We start from the raw sequence: 10505 nt of genomic DNA, 5'->3' as shown, positions 1-10505 counted from the left end.
CATTCACCCCTCGGGATTCGACACGATCATGCCGAAGACCCTGGCCACCGCTACTGTCGATCGGCTCCTGCACCACGCCCACGTCATCGTGACCAAGGGCGATTCACACCGCCTCGCCGACGCCCTCGCCGGCAAGGGCGTGCACCCACTCGACTAACGACGCGGACCAACGGCACCGGCCGCCACCGGTCTTCAACGACCGCACATCCGGAATTTTGACGTCCACAGATCCGGAGATCTCATGTCCGCCGGCCCGGACTTCCTCGTGTCCGTTGACACGCATCGCGGACGAACTGATCCATCATGGCGCTGAGGCCGCGCTCTTGCGCGATCTTTATGCCAGCCGTACGTGTCCCTGACTGAGCGACCCGAATTGGAGCGCTTTGATTCAGATCAGCGTAGGTGTTACGCAGCGGTTGGCTGCGTCGGCAGAGGTGTTTTCGTAGTGGTCGGGCACCTGTATGCCGGCGGAGCTGGCCGCCGATGGCGCCGGGCCCGCTGTTTTCTACGCTCTTTCTGGAATCGTCGTCCGGTCGGCGAACCTGCACCGGGATGAAGTGGCGTCCCACCGTATGCCTGCGGCAGTCGGCCCTCGTTCCGTAAGCGGATCCACTTGTGAAACGCGCCGCAAACTCCGACATCCGTTTGAACAGCTTCTGCCGGTGCGTCGACATGACGCCGTACGGTTGCTGACATGACTGCTGCGCCCGTCCTGGATCGAACTGATGGGTCGACACGCGGCGAGCACGCTGCTCTACCTGTCGGGTTCACTGACCTACCGATACGTGTCCCATACGGGGGACCGTTGAGGACGGCGCCTGGGAATTCCTGCATGGACCGGGCGATCGCTGGCGAATCGAGAAGGCCGGCCAGCCCATACTGATCCGCAAAGGCGACGTAGCGTTCAGTTGGGCCAGCGACGAGATGCACCGACAAAAGCGCATATTCACCTGCACATCCTCAAGCCGATCAGCCCGACCCTGTTTGTCGGCCCCGACTCATTCTTGTCGCCGAACACCCTCAGTAATAGGGTTGCCCCCCCACAGGACCGGTCACCGAGACCGCTGTCGGCGGCCGCTGTGCGTGGTCACTGCGCATGAGTGATCCGTCGACCGATGACACGATGGAATTCGCGATCGACGACGTGACAGGTCTCCTGCTGCGCGCCAGGTCCAGCAACGGCAAGCTCCCCGCAGAGGTCATAGACGTCGAGATCTATGAGCACTTGCCGGACACCACGTTCGACTGGGACGGGGAGATCGCTCCACCGTCTGAGAACGAACGACACCGGCACCCTGATCACCTGCGAAAAGTGCATTTTCTGGCACAGGAGATCGCACCCACAGGTACTGGCCCACCGGGGTCGACGTCCAACCCGTTGTCGGTGATCCACACACCGGTGAAGTCGTCGCCTCGCTCACCGTCGACGGTCACCCGCCCCTGGCTCGGTGGCCCCGGCAGGCTCAGCCCACCCTGATTGCTCCTGAGTTGGCCAGCCGGTACCGCCACAGCGTCGAGTGGTCGGACGACCACTGGCAGTGGCGCCTCATGACCGCGACGCCCATTACGCAAGGCGACCTGGAGCAGATTCGTAACTCCATCCAGGGATGACGGATTGATGGGTCGACGTCTTGAGGGGTGCGGGCCGACTCACATCCACCGAAAGCCGAACCACCAGCGGGACGACTCGGCTGCCAACGCCCGGGCAGGCAGGTGGTCGTCCCGCAAACGGATCCGCCATTGGGACACCCGTCGGCAGCGCAAGCGCGACAATAGGTGAATGACCGAGCTGCAGATTCGCGAGGCGACGTCGGACGATGCCCAGGTGTGTGGGCGCCTCATGTTCGACGCCTTCGAGGGGCTCGCCACGCGCCATAACTTTCCGATCGAAGCGGGCACGCCCGAATTCGCCGACTTCCAGATCAAGGCGATGCTGGACACCGACGGCATCTACGGTCTGGTTGCCGAGCGCGACGGCCGAATCGTCGGCAGCGCCTTACAGGACGAGCGCGGCAAGATCGTCGGCATAGGACCCGTCTGCGTCGATCCGGCGGCGTCGGACGCGGGGGCGGGTCGTGCGTTGATGAATGCGTTGCTTGAGCGATCGCGCGAGCGCGACGTCGCAGGGGTGCGGCTGGTTCAGACGGCGTACAACTACCGGTCCTTCTCCCTGTACGCCAAGCTCGACTTCGCCGTGCGTGAGCTGTTGTCCGTCTTCCAGGGAACGCCACGGGTGTCCGCGATTCCCGGCGCAGTCGTGCGTGCGGCGACACCGGACGAGATCGCCGCCTGCGACGAGATCTGCCGGCAGGTGCACGGCCACGACCGCCACGGCGAGCTGCAGTATTGGGTCAATGTCGGCACCGCGCGCGTGGTCGAGCGTGGCGGCCAGATCACCGGCTATGCGACGGGTTTCGGTTACATCTCGCACGCGGTCGGCAAGGCCGACGACGACGTCATCGCGCTGCTGGCCAGCGCCGACGAGTTCACCGGCCTCGGGTTCCTCGTGCCGTCACGCAACACCCGCCTCATGGCCTGGTGCTTCGATGCTGGGCTGAAGATCGTCCAGCAGTCGACGTTGATGACGATCGGGCTCTACAACGAGCCGCAGGGCGCGTGGCTGCCGTCGATTGGCTATTAGGCGTCCTGGCACAACAATGCACCCTTTACCTACACCGCGAGTTCGATCACAAATGGGATACCGGTGTCGAACCAGTAGCGGTGGAGGTCCTTGATCTTGGCCCGGGAGGGACGCCCGCGCAGATGAAGGCTGCACTCACCGTAGTCAACGAGGTGAACCGTCTCGCAGATTGCCTCTCGGGCCTGTCGCAACTCGTTCGGGTCGCTGATCTCGCGCGCGACGCCGGCGAAAGTTCGCCGCCGCAGCCGAAGGCGAATGTTTGGGTTTCCCCGGATGTTCCACATCCAGGATGAGACGGCTAGGGGCCTCTCGATTGCCAATGCGGGAGGGCGGAGCATCACGACGTACGCCTTGTCGTGGCACCGGATCGCGCGAACGTAGTTCCGTCGCTCCTTGCCACTCTTGCGACCGGTCGTTGTGAGCACCCCGTGCCCATGGGGTGTGGAGATAGCGAAGATCCGGAGGATAAGCGCGCTGAGGATGCGACCATCCCTCCCCGATTTCAGCAGCGATCCGTGCTTAGGTACTTCGCGGATATCCGCGGCCCGGATCGCGGCGGCACGAACGGTCACCGCTTCATCACCTGATGTGGAGCCGTTGTTCGGGGCCTCCGTCATCTTCAGCCTCTTCATGTCCTCCGCAGTGGTTTGATCAGCATCGCAGATCATCTTTGCCTCTCGCACCTGATGGCGCGCAGTACTGACCGATGGCGACGCCTATCGGAGCACACCGGTTGCCGATCGGCGTACGGAACGAGCACCGACTGCTGCCGGAGTCCGCTGTTCGCCGAACTCGTCCCGGGTGCAGGTTCCGCTTCCGGCACGGTAATGATCGCCGGGTTGGCGGCAAGCCGCGGCGGCTTACGGGCGAAGGGCACCTGTTGGACGGTCCTGGTGGTCACCGGGAGCTGCTCGGACCGCTGTAATTGCGTCGCGCTTGTATGCACCGCATTCCGTTTGCGGGAGCACTGGTCGCATTCCCTTGCCCTGGTCGTTGACCAGCCACACGGTAGGGGCACTCTCGCTCAGGCGTACTCGGGGCGACCGCCCACGCTGTACGTGAGGGCAACGATGCCCGTACCGAAGACGCGGGAGTCGATCAGGTCGAGTGCGAAGTCGGGGCCGTGCTCGGGGAATAGCCGTTTGCCCTCGCCGACGATCACCGGAAACTGGACCAGGTTCAGCTCATCGACCAGCTCGTTCTCGAGCAGCCACCGCGCGAGCGCCGCGCTGCCCACCACGAGCAGTTCTCCGCCAGGCTGCGCCTTGAGTTCGCGCACGCGAGCCGCGACATCGCCGGAGATGACCGTGGTCTGCTCCCACGTGGGGTCCGTCACGGTGGTGGAGACCAGGTACTTCGGCTTCGAGCTGATCGCCTCGCCGAAGCCGTCGTCGTCGCTGCGGGCACCCCAATATGTCTCGAACAGACCGTACGTCTTCCGGCCGAGCAGGAACGCGTCCGGTCGTTGCCAGGTGTGGAGGATGTACTGCACGGCCTCGCCGTCGTTGAGCGGGAGCGCCCAGCCGCCGCGGGTGAAGCCGGGATCCATCTCCTCGTTATTGCCGCCGTTCGCTTGGGCGACGCCGTCGAGGGTGACCTGCAGGCTGATAGTGAGTTTCATAACTAATTCCCTTCTCTCAACAGCAGGATGAACGGGCTCCGCCGACTACGGACAACGCTCAAAAGCCGGTGAGCCTGTGACCGGTGTCTCGCAGCCATTCGCCTTCCCCGGATCGTCGGCGAAGCCGTCCAGCGAGAGCATCGTGGAGAGCAGAACACGGTCGATCATGCGGGGCGTGGCTCTCGCCCGGCATCCTTGACCAGGTGATCCCCGACCTTCAATTCCTTCCAGAGTGCCCGGTCGACTCGGATCTTCTCTGTGGTGCCAGTTTCAGTCTGGACGGTGACCTGCCGATAGAGGTTCGAGCCGTCCAGCAATTTCCGCGACTTCTTGACCACCGTGCCGGTCCAAGCGTCTTCGTGTCCCATGCGGTTTCCCTTCATTGCCGGACACGCAAAGATTATCAACGATAGTCTTGCTCGCCAATGCCGATATTCTGGGACGATGCCGTACCCCTCGCGCACCGACCGCGCCTCGATCGTGGCAGCCACGATCATGGTCCTGGACGAGCGCGGACTGGACCACGTGTCGCTCCGCGCGATCGCAACGCACCTCGGCATCCGCCAACCGGCGCTGTATCACCACTTCGCCAGCAAGGCCGAGCTGCTGGATGCCGCCGCGAACGAGATCCTCGCCCGGCGGCACACCGACCGTCTCCCCGCGGACGGTGAGTGGTGGGACGTGTTCGTTGCTCGGAACGCGCGGAGCCTGCGCCGGGCGATGCTCAGCATCCGCGACGGCGCCCGCCTAATCGCATCGTCCGGCTCGCGAAGCCCTCATCTCGACGCCGCGATCGCTCAGGTGAGCCTCCTGGAGAGCGCGGGCTTCACGGCCACGGAGGCCGTCCTTGCCCTCATTGCGGTGGCGCGTTACACGATCGGCTCCGCGATCGAACAACAGACCGCCCGCGACGGTGGGGACATCGCCATCGAGACCAATCGAACCGACAGTGCTGCGAGTCACCTCATCGAAAGCACTCGACACGTCGTCGCTCTCGGCCGAGACCACGAATTCGAGACCGGGCTCGCCGCCCTCATCCGAGGGCTCACCCCCACCACTCCCGCTCCTCCCGCGTAGTCAGCCGTTTTCACGACATGTGATTGCCCCCCAGCATGTGAACTGATACCTCTGGAGAGGTGACCGGTCATCGATGGTTGAGCGGGATCGAACGTGGACTGACGAAGAGGGTGCAGTCCTGCCGGATAGTCCGTTCTTGCATGAGAGTCGAGGTGAGGGTGCCGAGCGGTAGGGCGGCATCCGAGGGTAACCCTCGACTGGCGTTCCGGACAGGCGGCGGTGTTTCAGCCGAGCGTGGGGGCGGGCCCGTCGGTCACAGGGCGGTCTGTGTGCTGGAGTTCGGTGTTGATGCGTCGGGCCTCGGCGAGTTGGTCTTCGAGGATGATGATGCGGCATGCGGAATCGAGCGCGGTGCCCTGGTCGATCAGTTCGCGGGCTCGGGCGGCGATGCGGAGCTGGTATCGGGAGTAGCGGCGGTGCCCGCCCTCCGAGCGTCCGGGGGTGAGGAGCTTCGCGGCGTCGAGGCTGCGGAGGAATGCCTGTGTCACGCCGAGAATCTCGGCGGCATGGCCCATGCTGTAGGCCGGGTAGTCCTCGTCGTCGAACTTCCCGGCTGGGCCGCGATCGGGCGAATCTTCCGGAATGGGGTGACACCTTTCAATGGACAGGGCCCCCGGCGCCGTGAGGCACCGGGGGCCGGAGCGGGTTTCACTTCCTTGTTCACTGCACTTTTTCCGGCTGTCGGGCCTTCGTGCTGCCCGGTCGCCGGCCGGAGATGCCGGGGCCTTACACACTCACATCAACCCTTGCCCGGCACATCCTGGTCTTGCGTTACTTCTCTGCGGGCAGTTCATTCTCTCCCGCACCTCGTGAACTCTTTCCTTGCGACGAGAGGAACTCTATAACGGCGACGCCTCAATGTCTACAGTTACCACTACAGAAATTGTAGAGTGGGTTGACCAGGGATTTTCATACGAACCCGGGAGGCCGGGGGTGGTTCCGTCGACGTCGAGGGGCGGCCCTCGACGGATCCGCTAACGGGATCGAGCTGCGGTGCGGGCTCCGGCGTAAATGCCCCGTCAACATTCCTGTTGTGCCCCAACCACTCCTGACGTGGGGTGTCAGGGAGTCCTGATCGCCTGTCACAGCAGGGCACCGGCACGGCCCGCCTCGCTTCGTGATGGCTGAAGAAATGCCAGCAAATTGAGACAGTTTGCGGTGGCCATGCCGTGAGACAAGCGACAAGTCCGCAGGCCGCAGCGTCTCAAAATGCCACCGGCGGCGACAACCTAAATAGGGAATCAGAAATCGTGCCCAAATCTCATCCAAGTTGGCCACTCGGCGGCCAGTTGGCCAAGGGGATGAGACGGCATGTCTGCGGCTGCCGGACGGCGCCGCGGCCCGCATGCCATGCTCGGGGAATGGTGAGAACGTGGTTGTCGGTGACGGTGGAGCTGCTCGGCGGGCGCGGCGAAGAATTATGGCCGTGGCCCGGGCGCATCTTCGCGGTCGGACCGTCGCACACCTTCATGGACCTCGCGAATGCCGTCAACGACGCCTTCGCCCGGTGGGACCGGGCGCACCTGTCGATGTTCACCCTTGCCGATGGACGTGTGGTCACCGACGTGGAGACCGGGGCCGAGATGGCTTCGTCGATGGGTGGGCCGATCACGGAGACGGTGGACATCGTGTCGGCCAAGGTCGTTCGGACCCTGGTGCCGGGAGCGGAGTTTCAGTTCACCTTCGACCTGGGTGATGACTGGACCCACCGCTGTGTGGTCGGGAAGGAGAAGGTCGACCCCGTGGAGGTGTTGGGTATCCGCCCTGAGGCCCCGATGCCGTACTGGGGCTGGGGCGCCATCCCGGACCAGTACGGGCGCCGGTGGGATGGCGACGACGGGGACAGCCGAGCACCGCGCCGACCGAGCCAGCCGCATCCGATGCTGTTGCACGCGTGGCCCGCACGGGACCAGGTGCCCTCGCTCGAGGTGTCGGAGTTGCGCGAAGCCATCGCGGCAGCCGATGCCGCGCGTTTCCTCGCCGCGGTGACAGGGCGTGACATCGACGACGCGCTGCAGCAGGTGGGGGCCGGGATACCGATGGCGCTGCAGCAGCGACGGGAGCAGGCCGAGCCGGTGGCGGTGTCGGTCATCAACCGGCTGACCTGGCGCGGCGGCGCGGGTGACGAGGTGCTGGCCGAGGACCTGCTCGGGTGTCTGCGCGGGGAGCCGCTGTCGGGGCGGGTGGTGCCGGTCGATCTCGAGATGCTCCGTAGCGAATTGGAGGGGGATCTGGGTATGTCGACCGGTGGTTACGTCGACCTGCGCACCGGGGATGTGTACGACGAGAGCAGCACCGACCCGATGATGGTCGGGGAGGATGCCGCCGTCGAGGTGGAGGCGCAGCCCGACCGGTGGCTCCGGTTCAACCGAACCGGCTCGCGGGACGGTTGGCGTGACATGGCGGCTTTCGCCGAGCGGCATCATGATGCGGCGCTGCGGGAGCGGTTGGAGCGGGCGATCGAGGGCAAGGGTGCGTTCGGCCGGTTCCGCGACCTGGTGCACCAGGAGAGCCTCGCCGACCAGTGGTACGCCTTCGCCACCGACCGCCAATTGGGTCGTGCCCGCGAGTTCCTCGCCGGCGAGGGCATCCGCGTGGGCTGACCGTCAGCCCACCCCGTGCCGCCTCTGTCTCTGGCCCCTCCGCGTACGGATCGAGCTGAGAGGCGAGGGATCGGGCGTACATGTTCCCGATCGTCGTTCCTTTTGTGCCCCAACAACTCCGTAGCTGGGTAGCGTAGGCGAGTTGGGCGTCGGTGACCACGCTGGGCCGGCCGGTGCGGCGGCCTTCCGACGCGGTCAGTGTCACCCGCCTCGACCCGAGGGCGCCGCGGACAGTGGTCAGCACCGATGACCTCGTGATGCGGATCGACGAGGAGCAGTACGCGGCGGATCGGGGACCGTGCCTGGAGACGGAGCGAGTGCGGGAACCGGTGCGGGCCGTGGTCGGGGACCATGCTGCGGTGTGGCCGGAATTCACCGCGGCAGCCGAGCAGGCGGGGATCCGGGCGTATCTGTCGGTTCCCCTGATCGTCGAGGGTGCCGGCCCGGGGGAGCTGGTGGGGTCGTTCAATGTCTACAGCTATCGGGCGGAGGCATTCGACCCGTTCGACGAGAAGTTGATGCGGTTGTTGACCACCGCGGCCTCGGCCGCGATCGGCAATGCCCGCCGGTGGCGGGCGGCAGCGGAAACGGTCGGGCAACTCGAGACGGCGCTGGTGTCCCGTTCGGTGATCGATCAGGCCAAGGGGTGCTGATGGCGTTGCATCGGATCACCAGCGATGAGGCCTTCCACCGGCTGGTGGAGCGTTCGCAGCGCACCAACACCAAACTGTCCGACGTCGCCGACGACCTGATGCGGTCGGTGACCGGTGACCGGTGACCGGATACCTGCTAAACCCTTGTCGCCCAACGTTAAACGGGAGTGACCACGCTATACCCCGGCGCTCGATTTTCGATTCCGCTCGCACCAGACTGGCTGCGACGATTCCTGACGCAGCACCCCCAGGGGAGGGTCGATAGCGGTCACCGGTAGCGAAAGCGGCACCTCAGCGTGCTCCTGGCACTTCCGGCAGGGGTGCGGTCCAGGTCAGGCGGGTTCCGCCGGTGGTGGGGGTGGTGATGGTGCAGGTGCCGCCGGCCTGCTGGGCGCGGGTGGTGAGGTTGTGCAGGCCGCTGCGCGTGACGGCCGGGGCGATGCCGGTGCCGTCGTCGGTGACGGAGATGGTGAGGTCGTCGTCGACGGAGACGGTGACGTCGACGTGGTGGGCGTGGGCGTGGTGGACGACGTTGCTGAGCGCTTCCCGCAGCACCGCTTCGGCGTGGTCGGCCAGCGGTCCGGTGAYCACGTTCAGCGGGCCGGTCATGCGCACGGTGGTGCGCAGTCCGCTYTCACCGGTTTGTTCGGTGATGATYGCGGTCAACGCCGGGCGCAGSGCGAACCCGTCCTCTTCTCCGCCGTGTAGTTCGAAGATGGCTGTGCGGACGTCGGTGATGATGTCCTGGACGTCGTCGATCATGTCCGACAATCGTTGCCGGCCTTCGGGGACGTGGGTCCGCGCGTGGGCGCTTTGCAGGTGCAGTCCGTGCGCGAACAGCCGTTGGATGACGTGGTCGTGCAGGTCCCGGGCGATCCGGTCCCGGTCGGCGATCAGGGACAGGGCGGTCAGTTGGCGTTGGTCGTCGGCCAGTTTCAGTGCGAGGGCGGCCTGGTCGGCGAAGGCGGCGGCCAGGGGGAGTTGGTGGTCGTCGAACGGTGCCCGGCCGAGGGTGCGGATCAGGGCGAGGACCCCGGTCACCGAGTCCGCGGACACCCGCAGCGGCAGCAGCACCGCCGAACCGCCGGGTGGGCCGGTCTCGCTGATCTCCGGCACCCGGATCAGTGTCCCGGTGCGGTAGACCCGGCCGATGGCGGTGTCGTCGACGCCGATCCGCATACCGGGCACGCTCGGATCGGTTCCGGCGTACGCGGTGACGGTTAGGGTGGTGACGTCGGCGGAGGCTTGCTCGAGATCGTCGGGTCGGGCGATCAGGACGTGGTCGGCGCCGGCCAGGTGGCGGGCCCGGCGGGCGATCAGGTCGAGCACCTCGCCCGGGTCGATGGCGGCGAGCAGTTCACCGCGGATGTCGCTGGCCGCTTGCTGCCACTGCTGGCGTTGCCGTGCTTGTTCGAAGAGGCGGGCGTTGTCGATGGCGATCCCGGCCGCCGCCGCGAGGGCTTCGATGAGGTCTTCGTCGTCCTCGGTGAAGGACTGGCCTGCGGCTTTGTCGGTGAGGTAGAGGTTGCCGTAGACCTGCCCGCGGATGCGGACCGGAACGCCGAGGAAGGTGTGCATCGGCGGGTGACGTGCGGGGAACCCCACAGAGGCGGGGTGCCCGGTGATGTCGTCCAGGCGCAGCGGTGCGGGACGGTCGATGAGTAGGCCCAGCAGCCCGTGCCCGGTCGGCAACTCCCCGATCAGGCGGCGGGTGTCGTCGTCGACGCCCGCGTAGACGAAATCCTGCAACCCGTCTCCGCTGTCGTTGAGCACACCGAGGGCCCCGTATCGGCAGTCGACCAGCCTGATGGCCGCATCGACGATCCGCCGCAGTGTCGCTGCCAGGTCGAGGCCGGAGGAGACGGTGAGCATCGCCTCGAGCAGTCCGTCGAACTGCTCCCGGGAGGCGG

General features: G+C 65.9%; 12 protein-coding genes. 7 read left to right on the top strand and 5 right to left on the bottom strand.

Annotated elements, in window-relative coordinates; all coding sequences use genetic code 11:
- The 3 genes from AC1D1G_RS34770 to AC1D1G_RS34760 form a co-directional block, all read left to right on the top strand.
- On the top strand, positions 1-157 hold a 157-nt coding region (locus AC1D1G_RS34770; RefSeq protein ID WP_477955655.1), incomplete at its 5' end, for an ATP-binding protein.
- Positions 158-1096: 939 nt separating this feature from the next.
- The gene (locus AC1D1G_RS34765; RefSeq protein ID WP_477955653.1) at positions 1097-1477 is read left to right on the top strand and encodes a hypothetical protein; all 381 of its coding nucleotides are present in this window, start codon (positions 1097-1099) and stop codon (positions 1475-1477) included.
- A gap of 303 nt (positions 1478-1780) precedes the next feature.
- Complete coding sequence (locus tag AC1D1G_RS34760; RefSeq protein ID WP_477955652.1) at positions 1781-2641, top strand: GNAT family N-acetyltransferase; 861 nt, start codon at positions 1781-1783, stop codon at positions 2639-2641.
- Positions 2642-2670: 29 nt separating this feature from the next.
- Here AC1D1G_RS34760 and AC1D1G_RS34755 read toward each other — a convergent pair whose 3' ends face one another.
- From AC1D1G_RS34755 to AC1D1G_RS34745, 3 genes are all read right to left on the bottom strand, one after another.
- Positions 2671-3273 carry a nitroreductase/quinone reductase family protein gene (locus AC1D1G_RS34755; protein WP_477955651.1) on the bottom strand — a complete coding sequence of 201 codons (603 nt, stop codon included), beginning with the start codon at positions 3271-3273 and terminating at the stop codon, positions 2671-2673.
- Between the two features lie 392 nt (positions 3274-3665).
- Positions 3666-4262, bottom strand: coding sequence for a dihydrofolate reductase family protein (locus tag AC1D1G_RS34750; protein WP_477955649.1), 597 nt, complete (start codon positions 4260-4262; stop codon positions 3666-3668).
- A gap of 164 nt (positions 4263-4426) precedes the next feature.
- Positions 4427-4753 carry a DUF7489 domain-containing protein gene (locus AC1D1G_RS34745; RefSeq protein WP_477955647.1) on the bottom strand — a complete coding sequence of 109 codons (327 nt, stop codon included), beginning with the start codon at positions 4751-4753 and terminating at the stop codon, positions 4427-4429.
- On the opposite strand from AC1D1G_RS34745, the gene AC1D1G_RS34740 reads away from it, so the two are divergent.
- The gene (locus AC1D1G_RS34740; RefSeq protein ID WP_477955646.1) at positions 4743-5339 is read left to right on the top strand and encodes a TetR/AcrR family transcriptional regulator C-terminal domain-containing protein; all 597 of its coding nucleotides are present in this window, start codon (positions 4743-4745) and stop codon (positions 5337-5339) included. The genes AC1D1G_RS34745 and AC1D1G_RS34740 overlap by 11 nt on opposite strands.
- A gap of 224 nt (positions 5340-5563) precedes the next feature.
- Here AC1D1G_RS34740 and AC1D1G_RS34735 read toward each other — a convergent pair whose 3' ends face one another.
- Positions 5564-5827: a MerR family transcriptional regulator gene (locus AC1D1G_RS34735; protein ID WP_257015988.1), complete on the bottom strand. Its 264-nt coding sequence runs from the start codon at positions 5825-5827 to the stop codon at positions 5564-5566.
- A gap of 873 nt (positions 5828-6700) precedes the next feature.
- Between AC1D1G_RS34735 and AC1D1G_RS34730 the strand changes: the two genes are divergently transcribed.
- The 3 genes from AC1D1G_RS34730 (at position 6701) to AC1D1G_RS34720 (ending at position 8720) form a co-directional block, all read left to right on the top strand.
- Positions 6701-7942: a UPF0158 family protein gene (locus AC1D1G_RS34730; protein ID WP_477955644.1), complete on the top strand. Its 1242-nt coding sequence runs from the start codon at positions 6701-6703 to the stop codon at positions 7940-7942.
- 152 nt (positions 7943-8094) lie between these two features.
- Positions 8095-8595, top strand: coding sequence for a GAF domain-containing protein (locus tag AC1D1G_RS34725; RefSeq protein ID WP_477955643.1), 501 nt, complete (start codon positions 8095-8097; stop codon positions 8593-8595).
- Positions 8595-8720, top strand: a complete 126-nt coding sequence (locus tag AC1D1G_RS34720; protein WP_477955642.1) for an ANTAR domain-containing protein — start codon at positions 8595-8597, stop codon at positions 8718-8720. The genes AC1D1G_RS34725 and AC1D1G_RS34720 overlap by 1 nt, the downstream gene beginning before the upstream one ends.
- 166 nt (positions 8721-8886) lie before the next feature.
- Here AC1D1G_RS34720 and AC1D1G_RS34715 read toward each other — a convergent pair.
- The coding region (locus AC1D1G_RS34715) for a sensor histidine kinase (protein WP_477955641.1) at positions 8887-10505 on the bottom strand (1619 nt) is incomplete at its 5' end.

Source organism: Rhodococcus sp. P3_B8 (assembly GCF_056402775.1).
The sequence above is the reverse complement of the archived record's forward strand: the minus strand, read 5'-3'. Positions and strand labels throughout refer to the sequence as shown.

Bases quoted from the DNA above. Each gene is read 5' to 3' on its own strand.
- AC1D1G_RS34765 (WP_477955653.1), top strand. From the start codon at position 1,097: ATGAGTGATCCGTCGACCGATGACACGATGGAATTCGCGATCGACGAC.
- AC1D1G_RS34760 (WP_477955652.1), top strand. From the start codon at position 1,781: ATGACCGAGCTGCAGATTCGCGAGGCGACGTCGGACGATGCCCAGGTG.
- AC1D1G_RS34755 (WP_477955651.1), bottom strand. From the start codon at position 3,273: ATGAAGAGGCTGAAGATGACGGAGGCCCCGAACAACGGCTCCACATCA.
- AC1D1G_RS34750 (WP_477955649.1), bottom strand. From the start codon at position 4,262: ATGAAACTCACTATCAGCCTGCAGGTCACCCTCGACGGCGTCGCCCAA.
- AC1D1G_RS34730 (WP_477955644.1), top strand. From the start codon at position 6,701: ATGGTGAGAACGTGGTTGTCGGTGACGGTGGAGCTGCTCGGCGGGCGC.
- AC1D1G_RS34720 (WP_477955642.1), top strand. From the start codon at position 8,595: ATGGCGTTGCATCGGATCACCAGCGATGAGGCCTTCCACCGGCTGGTG.